This window comes from Sphingopyxis sp. (assembly GCF_035998905.1).
Classification (GTDB): Bacteria; Pseudomonadota; Alphaproteobacteria; order Sphingomonadales; family Sphingomonadaceae; genus Sphingopyxis.
On sequence record NZ_DASYHG010000019.1, the window covers coordinates 184374 to 207654 of the forward strand.

Annotated in this window: 24 protein-coding genes and 1 riboswitch; of the genes, 13 read left to right on the forward strand and 11 right to left on the reverse strand. The window is 66.2% G+C overall.

Annotated elements, in window-relative coordinates; genetic code table 11:
• Positions 1 to 54: 54 nt before the first annotated feature.
• Together spt and VGN62_RS10775 are read right to left on the reverse strand one after the other, a co-directional pair.
• Positions 55 to 1257, reverse strand: coding sequence for a serine palmitoyltransferase (gene spt, locus VGN62_RS10770; RefSeq protein WP_327453616.1), 1203 nt, complete (start codon positions 1255 to 1257; stop codon positions 55 to 57).
• Between the two features lie 7 nt (positions 1258 to 1264).
• The gene (locus tag VGN62_RS10775; RefSeq protein ID WP_056372169.1) at positions 1265 to 1501 is read right to left on the reverse strand and encodes an acyl carrier protein; all 237 of its coding nucleotides are present in this window, start codon (positions 1499 to 1501) and stop codon (positions 1265 to 1267) included.
• A 152-nt stretch (positions 1502 to 1653) separates the two neighbouring features.
• On the opposite strand from VGN62_RS10775, the gene VGN62_RS10780 reads away from it, so the two are divergent.
• From VGN62_RS10780 to VGN62_RS10800, 5 genes are all read left to right on the forward strand, one after another.
• A complete protein-coding gene (locus VGN62_RS10780) occupies positions 1654 to 2226 on the forward strand; it encodes a Pycsar system effector family protein (protein ID WP_327453618.1) in 573 nt (190 codons plus the stop codon).
• Positions 2227 to 2329: 103 nt separating this feature from the next.
• A complete protein-coding gene (locus VGN62_RS10785) occupies positions 2330 to 3727 on the forward strand; it encodes an MATE family efflux transporter (protein WP_327453620.1) in 1398 nt (465 codons plus the stop codon).
• Between the two features lie 131 nt (positions 3728 to 3858).
• Positions 3859 to 4146 carry a co-chaperone GroES gene (groES, locus tag VGN62_RS10790; protein WP_179494727.1) on the forward strand — a complete coding sequence of 96 codons (288 nt, stop codon included), beginning with the start codon at positions 3859 to 3861 and terminating at the stop codon, positions 4144 to 4146.
• Between the two features lie 63 nt (positions 4147 to 4209).
• The gene (gene groL, locus VGN62_RS10795; protein ID WP_327453622.1) at positions 4210 to 5853 is read left to right on the forward strand and encodes a chaperonin GroEL; all 1644 of its coding nucleotides are present in this window, start codon (positions 4210 to 4212) and stop codon (positions 5851 to 5853) included.
• 213 nt (positions 5854 to 6066) lie between these two features.
• Positions 6067 to 6834 carry a glutaminyl-peptide cyclotransferase gene (locus VGN62_RS10800; protein WP_327453624.1) on the forward strand — a complete coding sequence of 256 codons (768 nt, stop codon included), beginning with the start codon at positions 6067 to 6069 and terminating at the stop codon, positions 6832 to 6834.
• Here VGN62_RS10800 and VGN62_RS10805 read toward each other — a convergent pair.
• The 4 genes from VGN62_RS10805 to VGN62_RS10820 all read right to left on the reverse strand — a co-directional run bounded on the left by VGN62_RS10805 (position 6831) and on the right by VGN62_RS10820 (position 8775).
• Positions 6831 to 7508 (reverse strand): DJ-1/PfpI family protein, encoded by a 678-nt coding sequence (locus tag VGN62_RS10805; RefSeq protein WP_327453626.1) that lies wholly within the window; start codon positions 7506 to 7508, stop codon positions 6831 to 6833. The genes VGN62_RS10800 and VGN62_RS10805 overlap by 4 nt on opposite strands.
• A gap of 21 nt (positions 7509 to 7529) precedes the next feature.
• Positions 7530 to 7622, reverse strand: a riboswitch (ZMP/ZTP riboswitch).
• A gap of 34 nt (positions 7623 to 7656) precedes the next feature.
• Positions 7657 to 7872 carry a hypothetical protein gene (locus VGN62_RS10810; RefSeq protein ID WP_327453628.1) on the reverse strand — a complete coding sequence of 72 codons (216 nt, stop codon included), beginning with the start codon at positions 7870 to 7872 and terminating at the stop codon, positions 7657 to 7659.
• Positions 7873 to 7947: 75 nt separating this feature from the next.
• Positions 7948 to 8277 carry an entericidin EcnAB gene (locus tag VGN62_RS10815; protein WP_327453630.1) on the reverse strand — a complete coding sequence of 110 codons (330 nt, stop codon included), beginning with the start codon at positions 8275 to 8277 and terminating at the stop codon, positions 7948 to 7950.
• A gap of 165 nt (positions 8278 to 8442) precedes the next feature.
• A complete protein-coding gene (locus tag VGN62_RS10820) occupies positions 8443 to 8775 on the reverse strand; it encodes a hypothetical protein (RefSeq protein ID WP_327453632.1) in 333 nt (110 codons plus the stop codon).
• Between the two features lie 230 nt (positions 8776 to 9005).
• Between VGN62_RS10820 and VGN62_RS10825 the strand changes: the two genes are divergently transcribed.
• The 6 genes from VGN62_RS10825 (at position 9006) to VGN62_RS10850 (ending at position 16196) form a co-directional block, all read left to right on the forward strand.
• A complete protein-coding gene (locus tag VGN62_RS10825; protein ID WP_327453635.1) occupies positions 9006 to 9992 on the forward strand; it encodes a metalloregulator ArsR/SmtB family transcription factor in 987 nt (328 codons plus the stop codon).
• Positions 9989 to 10927, forward strand: a complete 939-nt coding sequence (gene metF / locus VGN62_RS10830; RefSeq protein WP_327453637.1) for a methylenetetrahydrofolate reductase — start codon at positions 9989 to 9991, stop codon at positions 10925 to 10927. Before VGN62_RS10825 ends, metF begins: the two co-directional genes overlap by 4 nt.
• Positions 10924 to 11973 (forward strand): homocysteine S-methyltransferase family protein, encoded by a 1050-nt coding sequence (locus VGN62_RS10835; RefSeq protein ID WP_327453639.1) that lies wholly within the window; start codon positions 10924 to 10926, stop codon positions 11971 to 11973. The genes metF and VGN62_RS10835 overlap by 4 nt, the downstream gene beginning before the upstream one ends.
• A 4-nt stretch (positions 11974 to 11977) precedes the next feature.
• A complete protein-coding gene (locus tag VGN62_RS10840; RefSeq protein WP_327453641.1) occupies positions 11978 to 12502 on the forward strand; it encodes a GNAT family N-acetyltransferase in 525 nt (174 codons plus the stop codon).
• Between the two features lie 22 nt (positions 12503 to 12524).
• Entirely contained in the window at positions 12525 to 15143 is a 2619-nt protein-coding gene (gene metH, locus VGN62_RS10845) for a methionine synthase (protein ID WP_327453643.1), read from the forward strand.
• Between the two features lie 93 nt (positions 15144 to 15236).
• The gene (locus VGN62_RS10850; RefSeq protein ID WP_327453645.1) at positions 15237 to 16196 is read left to right on the forward strand and encodes a right-handed parallel beta-helix repeat-containing protein; all 960 of its coding nucleotides are present in this window, start codon (positions 15237 to 15239) and stop codon (positions 16194 to 16196) included.
• Between the two features lie 33 nt (positions 16197 to 16229).
• Here VGN62_RS10850 and VGN62_RS10855 read toward each other — a convergent pair whose 3' ends face one another.
• The 5 genes from VGN62_RS10855 to VGN62_RS10875 all read right to left on the reverse strand — a co-directional run bounded on the left by VGN62_RS10855 (position 16230) and on the right by VGN62_RS10875 (position 20658).
• A complete protein-coding gene (locus tag VGN62_RS10855; RefSeq protein WP_327453647.1) occupies positions 16230 to 16736 on the reverse strand; it encodes a YbjN domain-containing protein in 507 nt (168 codons plus the stop codon).
• Positions 16737 to 16836: 100 nt separating this feature from the next.
• Positions 16837 to 17190 (reverse strand): accessory factor UbiK family protein, encoded by a 354-nt coding sequence (locus VGN62_RS10860; protein WP_327453649.1) that lies wholly within the window; start codon positions 17188 to 17190, stop codon positions 16837 to 16839.
• 36 nt (positions 17191 to 17226) lie between these two features.
• Entirely contained in the window at positions 17227 to 17784 is a 558-nt protein-coding gene (locus VGN62_RS10865) for a TspO/MBR family protein (RefSeq protein WP_327453651.1), read from the reverse strand.
• A gap of 61 nt (positions 17785 to 17845) precedes the next feature.
• Positions 17846 to 18586, reverse strand: a complete 741-nt coding sequence (locus tag VGN62_RS10870) for a TlyA family RNA methyltransferase (RefSeq protein WP_327453653.1) — start codon at positions 18584 to 18586, stop codon at positions 17846 to 17848.
• Positions 18586 to 20658 (reverse strand): protein-disulfide reductase DsbD family protein, encoded by a 2073-nt coding sequence (locus VGN62_RS10875; protein ID WP_327453654.1) that lies wholly within the window; start codon positions 20656 to 20658, stop codon positions 18586 to 18588. Before VGN62_RS10875 ends, VGN62_RS10870 begins: the two co-directional genes overlap by 1 nt.
• Positions 20659 to 20760: 102 nt before the next feature.
• On the opposite strand from VGN62_RS10875, the gene VGN62_RS10880 reads away from it, so the two are divergent.
• Entirely contained in the window at positions 20761 to 22428 is a 1668-nt protein-coding gene (locus VGN62_RS10880; protein ID WP_327453656.1) for an alkaline phosphatase family protein, read from the forward strand.
• Between the two features lie 21 nt (positions 22429 to 22449).
• A complete protein-coding gene (locus VGN62_RS10885; protein WP_327453658.1) occupies positions 22450 to 23280 on the forward strand; it encodes a pyrroline-5-carboxylate reductase in 831 nt (276 codons plus the stop codon).
• Position 23281: the final 1 nt, after the last annotated feature.

Genomic DNA, 23281 nt, shown 5'->3' on the forward strand with positions numbered 1-23281 from the left:
CGCCGCTTCAACTCGCCGCGAAAAGGAATCCGCTGGTCGGCGGATGCGCTCGGTTCAGCCGATAATCTGCGCGCGCTTGCCCGCACGCTCGAAGCGCGCGAGGATCTCGCCGACCTGCTCGATCGTGTGCTCGGCGCACAGCGAACAGCGCAGCAAGGTCATGCCCGCGGGCGTCGCGGGCGGGCGTGCGAGGTTGACGTAGAGCCCTTCTTCGAGAAGCGCTTCCCACATCATCGCGCCGCGCTCGAGGTCGGGCATGATCACCGCGATGATCGCCGACTGCGGCTCTTCGGTGCCGAGCTGGAAGCCCAGATCGCGAAGGCCCTTGTGCAGCACCTTCGAATTTTCCCACAGATGCGCGCGCTTGTTCGATCCGTGCATCAGCTTGCGGATGCTCGTCGCCGCGGTCGCGACGACGCTCGGCGGCAGCGAGGCGGTGAACACATAAGGACGGCAGACGAGCCGCATGATCTCGAACTTCGGATGGTTCGACACGCAGAAGCCGCCGACGGTGCCGACGCTCTTGCTGAAGGTGCCGATGATGAAATCGACGTCGTCGATCACGCCCTGCGCTTCGGCGACGCCGCGGCCATGTTCGCCGATGAAGCCCATCGAATGCGCCTCGTCGACGAGCACCATCGCGCCATTTTCCTTGGCGATGCGGACCATTTCCTTGAGCGGCGCGATGTCGCCGAGCATCGAATAGACGCCTTCGAGCACGACGAGCTTGCCTGCTTCGGGCGGCAGGCGCTTCAGGCGCTTTTCGAGCGCTTCGATGTCATTGTGGCGGAAGGCGACGATTTCGGCGTCGCCCATCTTGCACCCGTCATAGATCGACGCATGGCTGTCGATGTCGAGGATGACATAGTCGCCCTTGCCCGCGATCGTCGAAATGATGCCGAGGTTCGCCTGATATCCGGTCGAGAACACCATGGCATGGTCCATGGCGTAAAATTCCTTGAGCGCGTCCTCGCACTCCTTGTGCCCCTGATAGGTGCCGTTGAGCACGCGGCTGCCGGTGGTGCCGCTGCCGAACTTGTCGAGCGCATCCTTGCCCGCGGCGATGACATCCTCGTCGAAGGTCATGCCCATATAATTATAGGTGCCGAGCAGGATCGTTTCGCGCCCGTTGCAGATCGCGACGGTGGGGGAGACGACCCGCTCCATTACCAGGCTGAACGGGTCGGTGACGCCCGTCGCGAGCAAGGCCTCGCGCTGCTGGATCAGCGGGTCGAATTTCGAAAAGAGGTCGGTCATCGCCCTGTCAGCCCTGCAGTTTCTCGACCGCGGCGACCAGCTGGCCGACCGTTTCGATTTCGGCCTGCATGTTCATGCTGATGATGATGTCGAACGTGTCCTCGACCTCGGCAACAAAATCCATCACCGTCAGGCTGTCCCATTCGAGGTCGCCGGCAAAGGTCGTGGCGTCGGTCAGTTCGACGCCCTTCTTGTTGAAGGGGGCAATCAGCCCGAAAATCTGGTCGCGCAGGGCGGTGCTCATGGGATGCGTCCTATAAAGGAATAAAGTTGCGCGCGGGAATGCCGCGCTGTCGTCCGATTGGCAAGCGAATGCGGCGGGAACAGGGCAGCATCTTGCCGCCCCCGGCACTTCATGTCATCCCTGTGGCGGGTCGCCAGCAGGGGCAGCTTGGCATGGACAGCGCAGAATCAAAGCTATTGCCGGACCGGCCGGCGATTTCCTTCCCGCCGAACGCGGTGCACCTCGTGCGCACCAACCAGCAGATCACGATGCAATTGTCGCAGATGGCGGACCAGAAGGCGTCGATCCTGATGGGCGCGACCTTTGTCGTCTTCACCCTCGCGATCGGGCAGGCGCGCGCGGGTGGCGGCGCGCTCGCGATACCGCTCGCGATCCTCGCGACCTTTTCCTTCCTGTCGGCGCTGCTCGCGGTTTCGGCAGTGTTGCCGCGCGTCGGCAAGACACCGCCGGTTGTCTACAAGGATGGCAAGGACCACAGCAATATCCTGTTCTTCGGCCGCTTCGAGCAGATGGACGAGGATGAGTTCATCGCCGCGGTGAAGACGCGCCTGCGGACCGAGGAAGATCTGTACGAGACGATGCTGCGCGACACCTATCAGAATGGCGTCGTGCTCGCGCGGCGCAAATATCGCTATCTTGCCTATGCCTACCGCCTGTTCGTCGTCGGCCTGACGGCGACCTTCGTCGCGTTCGGGGTCGAGATGGCGATGTTGTGGATGGGCTAACGAGCGCGGCGCTGTTGCCTTTCTGCCACCCCCGCCGACAAATGACCCGCTGAGTCTCTCCCGCTATTGAACCCCCGGACCCGCGCGCCTATCCGGGCCGGCTATGTTGCAGCAGGCCACCCCCCTGACCGCGGAAACACCGCAGGGTCTTCGCGCCGAATTCCGCGCGACGCTGGCGCTCGCCGTGCCGCTGGCGGCGGCGAATCTGTTGCAGATGCTCGTTCATGCGATCGACGTGATCTTCGTGGCGCGGCTCGGCGACGCGGCGCTCGCCGCCTCGTCGCTCGGCGTCGCGATCTTCGGGCTGCTGCTGTGGACCGGGTCGGGGCTCGTCGGCGCGTCGGCGCCGCTGATCGCCGCCGAGCTCGGCCGCCGCAAGCATGCGGTGCGCGAGGTGCGGCGCACCGTGCGCATGGCGCTGTGGCTCAGTGCGCTCGTTTCGATCGTCTTCATGGGTGTTTGCGCCGCGGGCGGGCCGATCATGCTCGCCACGGGGCAGCCCGCCGAAACCTCGGCGCGCGCCGCAGGCTTCCTGCTGATCCTGATGTGGGGCATGTTCCCGATGATCGCGGCGGCGGTCCTGCGCATCTTCGTCTCGGCGCTCGGGCGGCCGACCATTGCAACCGCGATCACCTTCGGCGCGCTGTTCGTCAACGCGCTTGGCAACTGGGTGCTGGTCTTCGGCCATCTCGGCATGCCCGCGCTCGGCCTCCACGGCTCGGCGATTTCGAGCGTCATGACCAGCTTCCTGATGCTGATCGCCTATGTCGTCGTCATCCAGAGCGACCGGCAGCTGCGGCGCTATCATCTGTTCGGCAACTGGTGGCGGTCCGAATGGACGCGCTTTTTTGACATGCTGCGCATCGGCACCCCGATCAGCCTGACCATTCTGGCCGAAGCCGGCCTGTTCACCGGCGCCGCGTTCCTGATGGGGCGCATCGGCGAAGCCCAGCTTGCCGGGCACACGATCGCGCTCCAGGTCGCGGCGCTCGCCTTCCAGATCCCCTTCGGCGTCGCGCAGGCGGCGACGATCCGCGTCGGGCTTGCCTATGGCGCGCGCGACCACCGCGGAATTGCCCACGCGGGGCAGGCGTCGCTGATCCTCGGTATCGGCTTCATGGGGCTGACCGCGCTGATCATGTGGCTGTTCCCGTCGCTCGTGCTGTCGATCTATGTCGACGTCCATGCCGCGCGCAACGCCGCGCTCGTCGGCTTCGCGATGCAGTTCCTCGTCGTCGCAGCGGCTTTCCAGCTCTTCGACGGCGCGCAGGCGGTCGCCGCGGGCGTGCTGCGCGGCTTGCAGGATACGCGGACCCCGATGATCATCGCGATCTGCGGTTACTGGATCGCGGGATATGGCACCGCCATCTATCTCGGCTTCTGGACCCCGCTCGCCGGGGTCGGAGTGTGGATCGGTCTCGCGGTGGGGCTGGTCGTGGTCTCGGCGGTGCTGCTCGCGCGGTGGCGGATGCGTGCCCGTCTCGGCCTGCTTCCGGCCTGACGCAAAAACTTCGTACGAATCTTGTACCCCGGCGCTTGACGCCTATCTGACGCCCACCCATATGGCGGCGTGTTAGCACTCGCAGCCTGTGAGTGCTAAACGACATCTTTTGCACCTCTGGAGGGTAATCCATGCAATTTCGTCCGCTGCACGACCGCGTGCTCGTCCGCCGTATCGAAGCCGAAGAAAAGACGGCTGGCGGCATCATCATCCCCGACACCGCCAAGGAAAAGCCGCAGGAAGGCGAAGTCGTCTCGGTCGGCACCGGCACCCGCGCCGATGACGGCAAGGTGACCCCGCTCGACGTCAAGGCGGGCGATCGCATCCTGTTCGGCAAATGGTCGGGCACCGAAGTCAAGGTCGACGGCGAAGAGCTGCTGATCATGAAGGAATCGGACATCCTCGGCGTCCTCGCCTGAGCGATTTCACCTCATCACGAGTAAAGTTGCGCGGTTTTCCGCGATTTTTTGAAGGAAGCAATCATGGCTGCCAAGGACGTTAAATTTTCGCGCGACGCGCGCGAGCGCATCCTGAAGGGCGTCGACATCCTCGCCGACGCCGTCAAGGTCACGCTGGGACCGAAGGGCCGCAATGTCGTGATCGACAAGAGCTTCGGCGCGCCCCGCATCACCAAGGACGGCGTCAGCGTCGCCAAGGAAATCGAACTCAAGGACAAGTTCGAAAACATGGGCGCGCAGATGCTGCGCGAAGTCGCCTCGAAGGCGAACGACAAGGCCGGTGACGGCACCACCACCGCGACCGTCCTCGCCCAGGCGATCGTTCGCGAAGGCATGAAGTCGGTTGCCGCCGGCATGAACCCGATGGACCTGAAGCGCGGCATCGACCTCGCGGTCACCAAGGTCGTCGAAGACCTCAAGGGCCGTTCGACCCCGGTCGCGGGCACTTCGGAAATCGCACAGGTCGGCATCATCTCGGCCAATGGCGACACCGAAGTCGGCGAGAAGATCGCCGAAGCGATGGAAAAGGTCGGCAAGGAAGGCGTGATCACCGTCGAGGAAGCCAAGGGTCTCGAGTTCGAACTCGATGTCGTCGAAGGCATGCAATTCGACCGCGGCTACCTGTCGCCCTATTTCATCACCAACCCCGAAAAGATGATCGTCGAGCTCGCCGATCCGTACATCCTGATCTTCGAAAAGAAGCTGTCGAACCTCCAGTCGATGCTTCCGATCCTCGAAGCGGTTGTGCAGTCGGGCCGTCCGCTCCTGATCATCGCCGAGGACATCGAAGGCGAAGCGCTCGCGACCCTCGTCGTGAACCGCCTGCGCGGCGGCCTGAAGGTCGCGGCCGTCAAGGCACCGGGCTTCGGCGATCGCCGCAAGGCGATGCTGCAGGACATCGCGATCCTGACCGCCGGCGAAATGATCAGCGAAGACCTGGGCATCAAGCTCGAGTCGGTCACGCTGAACATGCTCGGCCAGGCGAAGCGCGTCACGATCGACAAGGACAACACCACCATCGTCGATGGTGCTGGCGACCATGACGCGATCAAGGGCCGCGTCGAACAGATCCGCGCGCAGATCGAAACCACGACCAGCGATTACGACCGTGAAAAGCTGCAGGAACGTCTGGCGAAGCTCGCCGGCGGTGTTGCCGTGATCAAGGTCGGCGGTGCGACCGAAGTCGAGGTGAAGGAACGCAAGGACCGCGTCGACGACGCGCTGCACGCGACCCGCGCTGCTGTCGAAGAAGGCATCGTCCCCGGCGGCGGTACGGCTCTGCTGTACGCGACCAAGGCCCTTGACGGCCTGAAGGGTTCGAACGACGACCAGACCCGCGGCATCGACATCGTCCGCAAGGCGATCGAAGCGCCGCTGCGCCAGATCGCGGCCAACGCCGGCCACGACGGTGCGGTTGTCGCCGGCAACCTGCTGCGCGAAAACAACCAGGAGCAGGGCTTCAACGCCGCGACCGACGTTTACGAAAACCTGAAGGCCGCCGGCGTCATCGACCCGACCAAGGTCGTGCGCACCGCGCTTCAGGACGCCGCGTCGGTGTCGGGCCTGCTGATCACCACCGAAGCTGCCGTCAGCGAGCTGCCGGAAGACAAGCCGGCAATGCCGATGGGCGGCGGCGGCATGGGCGGCATGGGCGGCATGGACTTCTAAGTCCAAACCGTTCGGCGCTCAGCCAGTGAAAAGAGGGCCGGGAGAGCAATCCTCCGGCCCTTTTCTTTGCTGCGTCCCAATCCTTCGTCACCCCGGACTTGATCCGGGGTCCATGGGGCGGCCGTCGGCATGGATGCCGGATCAAGTCCGGCATGACGAATGAGGAGAGGCGGGTCATTGCCAGTTCAGGCGATGCGGCATAGCAACGCAGCGATGATGTTCGTCCTCGCGCTCGCCCTGCTCGCCGACCCGCCCGTCGCGGCGGCACCCGCGCCGCCGCCGATCGAGCGCTGCGGCTACCGGATTGTCCAGAGCTATCCGCACGACGCCTCCTCCTTCACGCAGGGCCTCTTCTGGGACGAAGGGCATCTCTACGAAGCGACGGGCCAATATGGCCGGTCGCGCGTCGCGCGGCTCGACCTCAAGACGGGCAAGGCGCTCGCCGAGACGAAGCTGCCGTCCGACCAGTTCGGCGAAGGCATCACGCGCTGGCAGGACCAGATCATCGGTGTGACCTGGCAGGGCGGGGTCGGCAATCGCTGGTCGATCAAGGATTTGAAGCGCGTCGGCACCTTCCGCTACGAAGGCGAGGGCTGGGGCGTCACGATGGTCGGCGACAGCCTTGTCCTCAGCGACGGGACGCCCGAACTCCGTTTCCTCGACCCCGCGACGATGAAGGAACAGAAACGCGTCACGGTGCGCTTCGGCGGCCGGCCGATCCCGATGCTCAACGAGCTGGAGACGATCGACGGGCAGGTCTGGGCCAATGTGTGGATGACCGACTTCATCGTCCGCATAGACCCCGCCACGGGTGACGTCGCCTCGCTCGTCGACCTGTCGGGGCTCAAGGCCGATGCGGGGGCGAGCGGGACCGACAGCGTGCTCAACGGCATCGCATGGGATGCAGCCAGGAAGCGGCTGTTCGTCACCGGCAAATATTGGCCGAAGCTTTACGAAATCGCGCTCGCCGACTGCCGCTAGGCGCGGAGCGCCGCCTCCATGCGCGCGGCGGCGGCGTCATAGACATGCGCTTTCAAGCCCGCGGTGACCGCCTTGGGCGCGCGGTCGGGATGGCCGCCGGGAAAGGGCGGGGCGGGATCATATTCGATCGCCAGCTGGATCGCCTGCGCGACGGTCTCGCCGCGCAGCCGTGCGATCAGTGTCAGCGCGAAATCGAGCCCCGAAGTCACCCCGCCGCTGGTCACGATATGTCCGTCCTCGACAACGCGCGCCTTGATGGGCTCGGCGCCGACCAGCGGCAACAGATGTGTATAGCCCCAGTGCGTCGTCGCGCGTTTTCCCGTCAGCAGTCCCGCGCGCCCGAGTAGGAAGGCGCCGGTGCACACGCTCGTCACCCATTCGGCGCCCGCGGCCTGGCGCGCGATAAAATCGATCGTCGCGGCATCGCCGAGCGCGTCGGCGACGCCGTGCCCGCCGGGAATACAGAGGATGTTGGCTTGCGGGGCGCTGGTGAAATCATGCGTCGGCACGATCGCAAAACCGCTGTCGGTCATGATCGGGTCGATCGTCGCCGCGGCGCCTGCCAGCGCCGCGCCGGGCATTCTCGACAATGCCTGCGCGGGCGCGGTGAAATCGAGCTGGGTAATACCCGGAAAGAGCAGGAAGACGATGTTGGTCGTGGGCGTATCGGTCATGCGGATGTCCCCTCGCTGACGGTGGATCACCCAGGCGCGCGGCTCCTGTCGGCCGGTTGGCCCGCCCCGTTTCCCGATGGGACTCCATCTTCAGCGCCAGTCGCGAGGCCATTCCGGTCTAACGCGGCCGCATCGCGAGGGGAAGGCGCTATTTATCCGCCTTCGCTGTATCGTCGGCCGGCTTCGGCGTTTCGACGCCCGGCGCGCTGTCGCGGCTTTCGAGCATTTCGGCGGCATCGTCGAGCGCCTTCGCCTCGCTGACGGTCACCCCGCCCGGACCGGGTTCATTGTCGGTGCGGCTGCACCCGGTGGCGAGGATCAGGATCGCGAGCGCCGCGCGCGTCGTCCGGAGATCGGCTGTCACATAAGCTCCCATGAAAAAGGGCCCCATCCGCGAAGGATGGAGCCCCTGATAACAGCCAGAAGGCGTGCCGACGACTTACTTCTTGTCGTTGGCTTCGGCCTTCTTCGTTTCTTCGGCGATCTTGTCGCCGGCCTTGTCGGCGGCGTCGCCGGCGGCCTTCACCGTGCCTTCGACGACGTTGCCGGCGTCCTTGGCAGCATCGGCGGTCGCATCGGCGGCTTCGCCTGCGGCAGCAGCGGTCGCGTCGGCAGCGCCAGCGGCGGCGTCGGCGGCTGCGTCACCAGCGGCAGCGGCGTCATCGGCGGCCGAGGTCGCGGTTTCCGACGCGGCGTCCTGGGTCTTTTCCGAGCAGGCGGCGAGGCTGAACGCGGCAGCGGCCATCGAGGCGATAATGATCTTGCGCATGGGTTTTCCTTTCGAATGCAATGGCCGGCGGCTGGCCATGGCGCCAAGAGTTAACGGTGGATCAGGGGCTTGGCAACTGCGTCGCTTGATACCTGTCCCAAAGAAAAAGGGGCCGCCGGTGAACCGGCGACCCCCGTTTTTCCGGCCGAAAGGCCTGAAAGAAGCTTACTTCTTGGCTTCTTCCATCGCGCCCTTGGCAGCGTCGGCAGCTTCCTTGGCAGCGCCGGCAGCTTCGGTCGCCTTGTCGGCAGCCTTGGCAGCGTCGCCCGCAGCAGCAGCATCGCCAGCGGCTTCGGCAGCGCCGGCGGCTTCGCCAGCAGCGGCGGCCGATGCGTCGGCAGCGCCGGTTGCAGCTTCCATCGCGCCGTCAGCAGCGCCTTCGACGGTCGCAGCCGCGTCTTCGGTGGTCGCAGCGGCGTCGTCGGCAGCCTTGTCGGCGCAGGCGGCGAGGCCCAGCGAAGCGGCGAGGACGAGCGACAGAGTGATCGATTTCTTCATATTGGGAATACCCCTCTCGGTTTGAACTGATCGACCGGCGCAGGAACAGATCGATCCCGAAATGTGCCAATCGCGCGAAGAATTACCCCCTCGCCAAAAGCGGTGCAACGCCCTTTTTTCGAGAGCTTGCCTCTTTCGTCGCAATTCGGTCACTGCCTGATCGCGTCCCGCGGAAATTGTGGCGCGTGGCTCGGTTGACCGGATATAAAGAAAGCTTTATATGATGTTTCGTGAGCGAGCTTCTCGACATTTTCCGTGCCCTCGCGGATCCGACGCGCCTGCGAGTCGTCGCGCTTTTGCGCGAGATGGAGCTCGCGATCGGTGAACTGGCGGTCGTGCTCGACCAGAGCCAGCCGCGCGTGTCGCGCCACGTTCGTATCCTCGTCGAGGCCGGGATTGTCGAGCGGCGGCGCGAAGGAAGCTGGGTGTTCCTGCGCATTGCGGCGGGCGGGCCGGTCGCCGGGATCATCGCACAAGCAGAAAAATGGCCGTTTTCGCCGCGCGAGGCGCGCGTCATCGCGCATGACGCGCGGCGGCTGGCGGCGGTTCGCGACGAACGCGCGGCCTCTGCCGAGCGCTATTTTGCCGAACATGCCGCCGAATGGGATGCGATCCGTTCGCGCCACGTCGCCGAAAGCGAGGTCGAGGCGGCGATGCTGGCGATGATGCACAATCGCCGGCTGGGCCATTTGCTCGACATCGGCACGGGTACCGGTCGGATGGCGGAAATCTTCGCGCCGACCGCGCGGCGCATCACCGCGCTCGACCGCAGCCCCGAAATGCTGCGCATTGCGCGTACCAAGCTCGCCGGCCAGCCGGTTCCCGTCGATCTGCTCCAGGGCGATTTCCTGCACCTGCCCGTCGCCGATGCCAGCATCGACAGCATCGTCATCCACCAGGCGCTGCATTTCGCGCACGAACCCGACCGCGTGATCGGCGAAGCGAGCCGGGTGCTGCGCGGCGGCGGCCATTTGCTCGTCGTCGATTTTGCACCGCACGAGGATGAGGAATTGCGCAGCCTCGCTGCGCACGCGCGCCTCGGTTTCTCGGACGCGCAGATCCGCGGCTGGTTCGCGTCGGCGGGGCTGCTGCTCGAAACCACCCAGACGCTCGAAGGCGGGGAGCTGGCCGTGAAGCTGTGGCTCGGCCGCCGTCGCAGCGACGAAGATCAACCCCCCGCCAGCGAAGGCGGGCAAAGTAAAAGGCTTGCGGCATGACGTCGAATTTGAACTCGCTGGCGGAAGCGCGCCGCGCCGCGGCGTCGCCGCTGTTCGCCAATCTGGACGGCGACATCGGCGTCAGCTTCGAATTTTTCCCGCCGAAGACCGAGAAGATGGAAGCGCAGCTGTGGGACACGTTCCGCACGCTCGAACCGCTGGCACCGAGCTTCGTTTCGGTGACCTATGGCGCCGGCGGATCGACGCGCGAGCGCACCCACGCGACCGTCGCGCGCATCGCCGCTGAAAGCGCGGTGCCGCCCGCGGCGCACCTGACCTGCGTCGAGGCGTCGCGCGCCGAGATCGACGAGGTGGCGCACGCCTATTGGGAAGCGGGCGTCCGGCATATCGTCGCGCTGCGCGGTGACGTTCCCGGCGGTGCTCCCTATCGCGCGCACCCCGATGGCTATGCCAATGCGATCGAACTGGTCGCGGGGCTGAAGGCGATCGCGCCCTTCGACATTTCGGTCGCCGCTTATCCCGAAACCCACCCCGACGCCGATTGCCCGCAATCGGACCTCGATAATCTCAAGCGCAAGCTCGACGCCGGGGCGACACGCGCGATCACGCAATTTTTCTTCTCGCCCGACAGCTTCCTGCGCTTTCGCGATGCCGCCGCCGCGGCGGGCATCGACGCGCCGATCATTCCCGGCATATTGCCGGTTTCGAACGTGTCGCAGACGCGCCGCATGGCCGATATGTGCGGCACCGCCATTCCATCGTGGATGGTCTCGCTGTTCGACGGGCTCGACGATCACCCCGCCGCGCGCCAGCTCGTCGCGGCGACGATCGCCGCCGAAATGTGCCGCCGCCTCTATGCGGGCGGTGTGCGCGACTTTCATTTCTACACCCTCAACCGGGCCGAGCTCAGCTATGCCATCTGCCACCTGCTGGGACTGCGGCCGGTCTTGACCGCAAAGGATCAGGCAGCATGAACAGCGCGCGCGAAGCCCTGACAGCGGCGGCGAAGGATCGCATCCTGCTCACCGACGGCGGCTGGGGAACCCAGATCCAGCTCCGCAAGCTGGTCGAGGCAGATTATGCCGGATCGCTTGGCCTGTCGCACGACCAGAAGGGCAATAACGACATCCTCGCGCTGACGCGGCCCGACGTCGTCACGGCGATCGGCGAAGCCTATCTGGCGGCGGGGTCGGACATCGTGTCGACCAACACCTTCAGCGCGAACCGCATCAGCCAGGCCGATTATGGCGCCGAACATCTGGTCGCCGACATCAACCACGAAAGCGCGCGGCTGGGCCGCGAGGCGGCGGACAAATATGAAGCGATGGACGGCCGCCGCCGTTTCATCGCGGGCGCGGTCGGACCGACGAACAAGACGCTGTCGCTGTCGCCCGACGTCAACAACCCCGGCTATCGCGAGATCGATTTCGACGAGTTGAAGGCTGTCTATCTCGACCAGGTCGTCGCGTTGGCCGAAGGCGGCGCCGACTTCATCCTGATCGAGACGATCTTCGACACGCTCAATGCCAAGGCGGGGATCGCCGCGACATTGGAAGCCGAGGCGAAGGTCGGGCGCGAGCTGCCGCTGATGATCTCGATGACGCTCACCGACCTCAGTGGCCGCAACCTGTCGGGGCACACGGTCGAGGCGTTCTGGTATGCCGTGCGCCATGCGAAACCACTGACGATCGGGCTCAATTGCTCGTTCGGTGCGTCGCAGCTCCGCCCGCATGTGAAAGTGCTGTCGGACATCGCCGATGCACTCGTCATGGTCTATCCGAACGCCGGCCTGCCCAACGAACTCGGCGAATATGACGAGCTGCCCGACACGACGGCGGGGCTGGTGCGCGAATGGGCCGAGCATGGCCAGGTCAATATCCTTGGCGGCTGCTGCGGCTCGACGCCCGCGCATATCGCCGCGATGGCGCGCGCGATCGAGGGGCTGCCGGGGCGGACGATTCCCGAGGTGCCGGTGCGCACGCGGCTCGCGGGGCTCGAGCCCTTCACCATGGCGGCCTGAACCGATGACCGACAATCCGGCATGGACGATCCGGGAGGCCGGAGCCGACGACACGGCGGCGCTCGCGTTGATCGGCGCGGCGACCTTCCTCGAAACCTTCGCGGGCATTCTCGATGGCGACGCGATCGTCGGGCATTGCGCGGCGCAGCATAATGCGGCCGCCTACACAGCCTATCTGGCGAGCGGCGCGCGCGCGTGGCTCGCCGAGGCGCAGCCGGGCGGCGCGCCGATCGGTTTCGCGCTGGTCGGCAAGCCCGACCTCGCGGCCGCGCTCGACGGCGATATCGAGCTGAAGCGCATCTATTCGCTGTCGCGCTTTCACGGCTCGGGACTCGGCGCCGCGTTGATGCAACGCGCGCTGGAGGCCGCGCAGGGTCATCGCCGCCTGCTGCTCGGCGTCTATGCGCAGAACGACCGCGCGCTCGCCTTCTACCGCAAACAGGGGTTCGCCGACCTCGGCACGCGCCAGTTCAATGTCGGCGGCAAGCTTTACGACGATCTCGTCCTCGCTCGCCCGCTCGCCGCCTAATGCCCAGATTCAGGATATCCCGATGACCACCGCCGCTTCCTCCAGCTTCGTCAATATCGGCGAACGCACCAATGTTACCGGATCGGCGGCGTTCAAGAAGCTGATCCTCGCCGACGACTATACCGCGGCGGTCGAGGTCGCGCGCCAGCAGGTCGAAAATGGCGCGCAGGTCATCGACGTCAATATGGACGAGGGCCTGCTCGACGCCGAATATGCGATGACGACCTTCCTCAAGCTGATCGCCGCCGAACCCGATATCGCGCGCATCCCGGTGATGATCGACAGCTCGAAATGGGATGTGATCGAGGCGGGCCTCAAATGCGTGCCCGGCAAGCCGATCGTCAATTCGATCAGCATGAAGGAAGGCGAGGAGCCGTTCCTCGCGCATGCGCGCAAATGCATGGCCTATGGCGCCGCGGTCGTCGTGATGGCGTTCGACGAGGTCGGGCAGGCCGACACCAAGGAGCGCAAGATCGAGATTTGCGAGCGCGCCTACAAGCTGCTGATGACAATCGGCTTCCCGCCCGAGGACATCATCTTCGACCCCAATGTGTTTGCGGTCGCGACGGGGCTCGAAGAGCATGACAATTACGCAGTCGATTTCATCGAGGCGGTGAAGGAAATCCGCGTCCGCTGTCCGCACGTTCATTTCTCGGGCGGCCTGTCGAACCTGTCGTTCGGCTTTCGCGGCAACGAGGTCGTGCGCCGCGCGATGCACAGCGTCTTCCTCTATTATGCGATCCCCGCCGGGCTCGACATGGCGATCGTCAACGCGGGGCAGCTCGACGTTTACGACACCATCGACCCCGAGCTGCGGCAGGCGGTCGAGGATGTCGTGCTCAACCGCAAGGTCGAGGGCGAGGCGGAATCGCCGACCGAGCGGCTGATCGCGCTCGCCGAACGTTACAAGGGCACCAGCGCGGCGCAGGAAAAGGCGGCCGAGGAATGGCGCGGCTGGGCGGTCGAAAAACGGCTCGAACATGCGCTGGTCAAGGGCATCGACGCCTATGTCGTCGACGATACCGAGGAAATGCGCCTGCTGATGCCGCGCCCGATCGAGGTGATCGAAGGGCCGCTGATGGACGGCATGAACGTCGTCGGCGACCTGTTCGGATCGGGCAAGATGTTCCTGCCGCAGGTCGTCAAATCGGCACGCGTGATGAAGAAGGCGGTGGCGCATCTGCTGCCCTTTGTCGAAGCTTCCAAAGAGCCGGGCGCGAAGGGCAAGGGCAAGGTCGTGATGGCGACCGTCAAGGGCGACGTCCACGATATCGGCAAGAATATCGTCGGCGTCGTGCTCCAGTGCAACGGCTTCGAGATCGTCGACCTCGGCGTGATGGTGCCGTGGAGCAAGATCCTCGAAGCCGCGAACGAGAATGACGCCGACATGATCGGCCTGTCGGGCCTGATCACCCCGTCGCTCGACGAGATGGTGACCGTAGCCGAGGAAATGCAGCGCGCGGGCATGACGATGCCGCTGCTGATCGGCGGCGCGACGACGTCGAAGGTCCACACCGCGCTGCGCATCGATCCGGCGTACAAGGGTCCGGTACTCCACGTCCTCGACGCGAGCCGCGCGGTCGGGGTCGCGACCGCGCTCGTCAGCGACACCGGGCGCGACGCCTATGTGCAGGGTTACAAGGACGATTATGAACATGTCCGCGACGTGCGCGCGGGCAAGGGACAGAGCGTGCTACACACGCTCGAAGAGGCGCGTGCAAATTATTACGACGCCTATCTCAGCGACAAGCCGGCGCCGCCGCTGCAGCCCGGGCTTCATCGTTTCGACGACTGGTCGCTCGAAGATTTGCGCGAATGTATCGACTGGACCCCCTTCTTCCGCGCGTGGGAGCTGCACGGGACCTATCCGTCGATCCTTGAGGACGATGTGGTCGGCGAAACGGCGCAGGCGCTGAAAGCCGACGCCGACGCGATGCTCGACAAGCTGATCGCCGAGAAATGGCTGACCGCGCGCGGCGTGTGCGCCTTCTGGCCGTGCGCGCGCGACGGCGACGATGTGACGATCCACCTCGCCGACGAGGAACGCCATGTGACGCTGCCCTTCCTGCGCCAGCAGATCAAGAAGAGCCGCGACCGCGCGAACATGTGCCTCGCCGATTTCATCGATCCCGCGGGCGACTGGATGGGCGGCTTCGCGGTCGGCATCCACGGTATCGAACCGCATTCGGAGCGGTTCCGCGCCGACAAGGATGATTATTCGGATATCCTGCTGAAAGCGCTCGCCGACCGCTTCGCCGAGGCGTTCGCCGAGCGGCTGCACCAGCATGTCCGCACCACACTGTGGGGCTACGCCCCCGGCGAGCAGCTCACGAATGAGGCGCTGATCAAGGAAGAATATCGCGGGATCCGGCCGGCACCGGGCTATCCCGCCTGTCCCGACCACAGTTTGAAGCCGATCCTGTTCGACCTGCTCGCGGCAGAGGAGAATGCCGGGCTGGTGCTGACCGAAAGCTTTGCGATGCTGCCGACGGCTGCCGTGAGCGGCTTCTATTTCGGGCATCCCGAAAGCCAGTATTTCGGGGTCGCGCGGATCGGGAGCGACCAGCTTGAAGATTATGCGCGGCGGCGCGGGGTCGATATCGAGACCGCGACGCGCTGGCTGCGTCCCAACCTTGATTAACCGGCGCGCTCGCGCCTGTCCGATAAGGGGACAGGCGGCGGATTAACCAGCTTCGCCAACGACTAAAGCGGCGAAAACGGTTATGGAGCGCGCATGTTCAAGGCAATTCTTCGCCGGCCGTTGCTGCCGCTGTTCGCCCTCCCGCTGCTTCTCGCGCCGGTGCCGTTGCCCGCACAGGCCGGAGCGGGGCCTTATGTGGTCGCCGAAAGCGGCCGCAGTTTCGGGCGGCTTCAGGATGCGGTCGATGCGATTGGCGAAGGCGAGGGAACGATTCGCGTCGCCCCCGGCTATCACCGCGACTGCGCGGTGCAGACCGCGGGCCGCGTTGCGTTTGTCGCGGTCGAACCCGGCCGCGCGATCTTCGACGGCGTGACCTGCGAGGGCAAGGCCGCGCTCGTGCTGCGCGGCGACGGCGCGCGGGTCGACGGCATCGTGTTCCAGAATATGCGCGTCCCCGACGGCAATGGCGCGGGCATCCGCCTCGAAACAAGCGACCTCGATGTCGTGAACAGCCTGTTCCGTAATAGCGAGGAAGGCATTCTCTCTGCCGACGACCCGGAGGCGACGCTGACGATCGACCGGTCGACCTTCTCGCGCCTCGGCCGCTGCGATCGCGGCCTCAGCTGTGCGCACAGCGTCTACACCGGCATCTATGGCCGCGTCGTCGTCACGCGCAGCCGCTTCGAAAAGGGCAGCGGCGGCCATTATCTGAAGACGCGCGCGATTGCAGTCGACGTCAACGACAACAGCTTCGACGACACGCAGGGCAAGGCGACCAACTATATGATCGACCTGCCGTCGGGATCGGTCGGGCGGATCGCGAACAATCTGTTCGTGCAGGGGCGCGACAAGGAAAATTATTCGGCGCTGATCGCGGTCGCCGCCGAAGAGCGCAAGAACCCGTCGCGCGGCCTGTCGATCGCCGGCAACCGGGCGAGCCTGCCCGCCGGGATCGATCGCAAGTCGGTGTTCGTTGCCGACTGGAGCGGCGAGGCGCTGGCGATCGGCGCGAACGAACTGGGTGCGGGGCTGACGCGTTTCGAGAAAAGGTGACGCTTACGCCTCGCCGCGTTACGCCTCGCCGCGTTACGCCTCGCCGCGTGTTTCGATGAGCGAAGCGGCGAGCGCTTCGGCAGGGGTCTTGCCGCCCCACAGCACGAACTGGAACACCGGGTAAAAACGCTCGCACTCGTCGATCGCGCTTTCGATCAGCGTTTCGGTGAGGTCGAGCGACAGCGAGGCCTCGCTGCCGACGAGCATCCCGTGGCGGAACAGGACTGTGCCGCTGTTCGACCACAGCTCGAAATGGCCGAGCCAGAGCTGTTCGTTGATCATCGCGAGCGCCTCATGCGCCACCGCGCGCTTGTCCTCGACGACACGGATGTCGGGAAAGGCGAGGAGCTGGATCACGCCGTCGTCGGCGCGCCACACCGCGCGCAGCTCATAGGTTGTCCAGCTGCCCTGCGCGGTCGCGACGATCTCGTCCTCGCCGACCATCTCGTGCGGCCAGTCGTGCGCGGCGAAATAGGACGCCAGCATCTCCATCGGAGCCGCGTCCTGGCCGTCTTCGTCGTCGTAGATATCGTCACTCATGCGCGCGCCTTAGCCCGGATGGCGTGACGACGCGAGTCCGCGTCCCGTGCCATCCGGGGAATAATCTGTGCACAATTGGCAAAAGGCGCTGCAGGGCGCCTCAGGCCTTGGGCTTGCGCGCCGCAGGCTTGGCAGCGGGTTTCGCGGCCGGCTTCGCCGCTGCGGGCTTGGCCGCAGCCTTCGGCGCTGCAGCAGCCTTGGGCGCGGCAGCGGGCTTCACGCCCTCGAGCTTGTCGAGGCGCGCTTTCAGCGCTTCGGCTTCGGCGCGCGCGGTGGCGGCCATCTTCTTCACCGCCTCGAATTCCTCGCGGCTGACGAAATCCATGCGGCCGACCCATTCCTTGGCGCGGTCGCGCATCGCGGATTCGGCCTCGCGGCCTGCACCCGCCACGGTGCCGGCGATGCCGTTCACCATCTTGGCCAGATCGTCGAAAAAGCGGTTTTCGCTCTGCATCTCATATTCCTTCGTCGGGGGACTTTCCCCTTGCCGTCACCCTATTTGGGTGCTGGCGGCGGGGACGACAAGTCCCTTGTTCTCGGCATTCGGATTGCGCTGGTCGATCTGGAAATTGAGGATCGCGGCGAAGCTGAGCCAGATCATATAGGGGACGAGCAGCCACGCCGCGGCCTTGCGGATCGGTGCAAAGGCAAAGGCGGTCGCGATCGTCACCATCAGGATGAAGATGATCAGGTAGAGCGCGGTCGTCACCTGATGCTGTCCGAAGAACAAAGGCGACCAGGCGAAATTGGCGATGAGCTGGACGAAGAAGAGCAGGAGCGCGAAGCCGCGCCCCTTGGCGCCGCGCGCGTGGAGGATCATCGCCAGCGACAGGCCGAGACAGATATAGAGGATCGGCCAGACGGTGCCGAAGACCCAGCCCGGCGGAGTGATCGGCGGCAGGTCGAGCGAGGCGAACCAGCGGTTGTTGTAACCGCTGTTCGACAGCAGTCCCATCAGGCTGCCGATTAGCACGATCGCCGGGACGGTGACGAGCGCCCAGCGCAAATAGGACATGCGAAGCTGGCCCGGTGTTGCGATTTCGGTCATGTCCGCAATATCCCCCACATGCGAATCCGTTGCATTTGTGTCGCGATTGTGCGGCGCAGCGTCAAGCGCCTCGCTTCACCGCAGCGATGAGAAATTCGACATTGCCTTCGGGACCGGTGATCGGGCTTTCGACGAGGTCGGCGACGTCCCAGCCTTCGCCGGTCAGCCATTCGCGGACTTCGGCGCAGACGCGCGCGTGGACCGCGGCGTCGCGCACGACGCCTTTTTTGCCGACTTCGTGGCGCTCGGCCTCGAACTGCGGCTTGATCAGCGCGACGATGCGCGCACCGGGCTTTGCGAAGCCCATCGGTACCGGCAGCACCTTCGACAGCGCGATGAAGCTCGCGTCGCAGACGATCAGGTCGACGGGCTCGGGGATATGGTCCGCGGTCAGGACCCGCGCGCTCGTCTGTTCGTGGACGATCACGCGCTCGTCCTGCCGCAGCTTCCACGCGAGCTGGTTGGTGCCCGAATCGACGGCGTAGACGCGCGCGGCGCCGCGGCCGAGCAGGACATCGGTGAAGCCGCCGGTCGAGGATCCGACGTCGATCGCGACCGCGCCCGCCACGTCCCAGCCGAGGTGCGCGAGTGCGTGGTCGAGCTTGATCCCGCCGCGCGACACCCATGGATGATCGCGGCCCTTGACGCTGATTTCGGCGTCGTCGGCGATCTGCTGCCCCGCCTTGTCGATCTTGCGGTCACCGACAAAGGCGAGGCCCGCGAGGATCAGCGCCTGCGCACGCGTCCGGCTTTCGGCGAGGCCGCGGTCGACGAGCAACTGGTCGGCGCGCTGCTTCGCCATCAGCGCTTTGCCTTGTCGGTGAGCATTCCCGGGGTCAGGATTTGCGGCAGGATTTCGGGCTTCGCGGCGCCCGGCGCGTACCAGAGGTAGAGCGGCACGCTGTTGCGGCCATGTTCGGCCAGCGTGCGCGTGATCACCGGATCGCCGTTCGTCCAGTCGCCGACGAGCGTGACGACGCCCGCCTTGTCGAACGCCTCTTGCACCGCCTCGCGCTCGATCGCGCCCGCTTCGTTCGCCTTGCACGACAGGCACCAGTCGGCGGTGAAATAGACGAACACGGGTTTGCCCGTTGCGCGCGCCTTGGCGAGCGCGTCGGGGGAAAAGGTCGATCCCGCGGCGCCTGTCGTACGCTCGGCGTCGGCGACTTCGCCGACCGTGCCTGCGAGGCTGCCGACGAAGAGCAGGCCGGCGGCGACCAGCAGCCATGAGCGGCGGTCGCCGCGCTGGATCGCGCCATAATGGGTGAACAGGACCACCGCCATCGCGACCGCCACCGCGGGCCATGCGAGCTGCGACCCGCTGCCGAGCTGGCGCCAGAGCAGCCAGGCGAGCCCCAGCGCCGTCAGGCCCATCGGCACCGCCATCCATTTGCGGAACTTGCCCATCCACGGCCCCGGTTTCGGCAGGCGATTGCGCAGCGCCGGGACGAAGCCGATCGCGAGGAAGGGCAGGGCCAGCCCCAGTCCTAGCCCACCGAAGACCGGCAGCGCGGCCCATGCGGGCAGCGCGAGCGTCGCGCCGAGCGCCGCGCCGAGGAGCGGCCCGCTGCACGGCGTCGCGACGAAGGCGGCGAGCGCGCCCGTCCAGAAACCGCCCGCCGCGCCGCCCTGTTCGGCCAGCGCCTGTCCGCCGCCGAAGGACGGCAATTCATAGGCGCCTAGCAGGTTCAGCGTGATCGCGAGCGCGAGGATCAGCAGCGCGAGCACGCTCAGCGGATGCTGCAACTGGAACGCCCAGCCGACCTGTTCGCCCGCCGCACGCAGCAGGAGCAGTGCGCCGCCGAGCAGCAGCGCGGTGACGATTGCCCCTGCGGTATAGGCAAGCGCCTCGACCTTCGCGGCGCGCGCATGGCCGCCCGAGCGCGCGAGGCTCAGCGCCTTGAGGCTCAAAATCGGGAAGACGCAGGGCATCAGGTTGAGGATCAGCCCGCCGAGGATCGCGCCGCCGAGCGCGGTCCAGAACAGTCCCGCATCGATACCGCTCGCGGGCCCCGTGATCGTCTCGCCCGCAGCGGGTACCGAGCCGGGCTCGAGCTGCAACGACAGGCCGCGGCCGTCGCCGAGCTTCAGCAGCGCCGAAACAGCGCCGGTCTTCTCGCCCTTGGCGCGCGCTTCGACGATGATGTGGTCGCCGTTGCGGCTGAAGCTTTGCGGTGCGGCATAGTCGATGACGTCCTGCGTCTCGACGAACAGGTGCGGCGCGTCGACGGTAGTGCTCGCGGGAAGCGGGATGGCGAAGCGCAGCATGTCGCCGCGCCGTTCCCATGTGCCGTGGCGGTCGAGCGGTTGCGGCAGCAGCGCGCGCCAGCCGTCGAAGCGGGTGCGCTCGGCGGGCGCGATCTTGCCGTCGCCCGCCTTCAGCGCGACCGAGATTACCGCCTTTTCGGGCACACACACCTTGTCGGTGCAGGCGAGCCAGTTGGCGACCCCCGACAGGGTGAGGTCGGTGCCGGGCGCGACGCGCTTGTCGATCTGTACCTCGGCAAGCAGCGCATAGGGATGCTCATAGACATGGTTCATCATGCCGAAGAGGATCAGCGCGTCGGGCACCGGATAGCGGAAGGGGGCGACGGTGACGCCTTCGGGCGCGTTCCATTCGACCGACAGGCCGAACCCCGCGTCGCCGCCATTGACCCAATAGCCGTGCCATGTCTTGTCGGGCGCCATGGTGAGCGCGAGCGTCGTCGCGCCGCCCGGCGCGGGCGCCGCCGACTCGGCGACCAGCTTGGGCTGGATATGCGTCGATTGCGCCGCTGCCGGGCTGAAAGCGCCGAGCATGGAGGCCAGAACCGCCAATAATGCCAGCACCGCACGCTGTGCGCGTGTCACAAAAGCCTCACTTAGCAAATTCATGGCCCGTCCGCAGCTGTTCACCCTTCGAAGGCTTGCCATATAGGCGGCTTTCGACGAGAGGACAGCCCGCGCTGACACCCCTCTTTTTCGGAGACGCCGTCCGTGAAGCTGAAATATCTGACCACCGCCCTCGCCGCCGTGCTTTGCGTTGCCGCCGCCGGAACCGGAATCGCACAGGATGCGGCGCCGCCAGCCCCGAAGGTGACGGCGACCACCCCGGCGCCCAAGCTGGTCGTGATGATCGCGGTCGACCAGTTTTCGGCCGACCTGTTCGCCGAATATCGCGGCAGCTTCACCGGCGGCCTTGCGCGGCTCGCTTCGGGCGTCGTCTTCCCGTCGGGCTATCAGGCGCATGGCGCGACCGAAACCTGCCCCGGACATTCGACGATCCTGACCGGCAGCCACCCCGCGCGCACCGGGATCGTCGCCAACCATTATTTCGACCTGTCGGCAGCGCGCGAGGACAAGCGCATCTATTGCGCCGAGGACGAGAGCGTTCCGGGAACCAGCTCGGGCAACAATAAATATGCGCCGTCGGTGGAGCATCTGCTCGTCCCGACGCTCGGCGACCTGATGAAGGCGCGCGACCCGAAGGCGCAGGTCGTCTCGGTTTCGGGCAAGGACCGCTCGGCGATCATGATGGGCGGGCGCGCGGCCGACGAGCTGATGTGGCTCGCGCCCACCGGGCTCACCAGCTATCGCGGCACCACCTTGTCGCCGACCGCGCAGCAGGCGAGCGCCGCGATCGCCGCGGCGATCAACCAGCCGCGCGCCGCGCTGGCGCTACCCGCCGATTGCGCCGCCAATGACATCGCGATCCCGCTCGAAAAGGGCGGATCGGTCGGCACCGGCCGGATGGCGCGCGATGCAGGCGATTTCCGCCGCTTCCAGGCGTCGCCCGAAGCCGACGGCGCCGTGCTCGCGACCGCCGCGGCGCTGCGCCAGGTGCGCAAGTTGGGCGAGGGGGCGAGCACCGACCTCCTCATCCTCGGCCTGTCGGCGACAGACTATGTCGGCCACAGCACCGGCACCGAAGGCAGCGAAATGTGCCTCCAGATGGCGGGCCTCGACCGCGAGCTCGGCGATTTCTTTGCGCGGCTTGATGCGACGGGGATCGACTATGTCGTTGCGTTGACCGCCGACCATGGCGGCCACGACCTGCCCGAACGCAACCGCCAGAATGCCTGGCCCGACGCGCAGCGCGTCGACAAGGCGCTCGATCCCGCGGCGATGGGCAAGGCGGTTGCCGACAAGCTCGGCCTGCCGCAGCCGTTGCTCTACGGCGACGGGGGCGATTATTATCTCGCGAAGACGCTGACCGCGGCGCAGCGCAAGGCGGCGCTCGCCGAACTGCTCCCGCGCCTGCGTGCGCACCCGCAGATCGAGGCGGTGGTGACGCGCGAGGAGCTGGAGGCGCATCCGGTTTCGAAGCGCGCGCCCGATACGTGGAGCCTGATGGACAAGCTCCGTGCCTCCTATCACCCACAGCGGTCGGGCGACTTCATCATCGCACTGAAACCACGGGTCACCCCGATTCCGGAATCGGGCATCGGATATGTCGCGACGCACGGCTCGGTGTGGGACTATGACCGCCGCGTGCCGATTCTCTTCTGGCGCAAGGGCCTCACCGCGTTCGAACAGCCGAATGCGGTGATGACGGTCGATATCATGCCGACGCTGGCGTCGGTGATCGGCCTGCCCGTCGATGCGGGAAAGATCGACGGCCGCTGCCTCGACCTGTTGTCGGGTCCTGAGAGCAGCTGCCGCTAAAGGACAAGAAACGAAGGACCTATGACCAAAGCATTGCGGAATTTTTCCGGCCGACTCCTGCTGGTCGGCTGCGGCAACATGGCGGGCGCGATGCTCGATCGCTGGCTGGCGGCGGGGCTCGACCCGGCGCTGGTCGCGATCGTCGACCCCTTTGCGGCGCCGCGCGCCGGCATCGTCCAGCACGCGTCGCTCGGCGAATGGCAGGCCGCAGGCGGCGTCGCCGACTGGATCATGCTCGGCATGAAGCCACAGCAGCTTGGCGATGTCGCCGATATACTGGCGCCGCTCGCGACGGGTGAGGTTCATCTGCTCTCGATCCTCGCGGGCGTGTCGCTGTCCGATCTCGCGGCGCGCTTCCCCGACGCCGGGGCGCAGGTCCGCATCCTGCCCAACCTTGCCGCGCGGATCGGTGCCGGCGTGTCGGCAGTGGCGACGCTCGGCGATGCCGACGCCAAGGCGATCAACGCGCTGCTCGATCCGCTCGGCCAGACCGTGATCCTCGCCGACGATTCGACGATGGACCTTGTCACCGCCTTTACCGGCAGCGGCCCCGCCTTCGTCTTTCGCCTGATCGAATCCTACGCGGCGGCGGGCGAACGGCTCGGCCTGTCGGCGGAGGACGCGCTGGCGCTGGCGACCGCGACCTTCGGCGGCGCGACCGCATTGCTCGCCGACAGCGGTGAAAAGCCCGGCGTGCTGATCGCGCAGGTCGCAAGCAAGGGCGGCACGACGCAGGCGGGCCTCGACGTGCTCGACAGCGATGGCCAGCTCGCCGCGCTGCTCACCAATGTGCTGCGCGCGGCGCGCGACCGTGGGCGCGAGCTCGCCGATATCGCGCGCGGCGAGGGCTGAG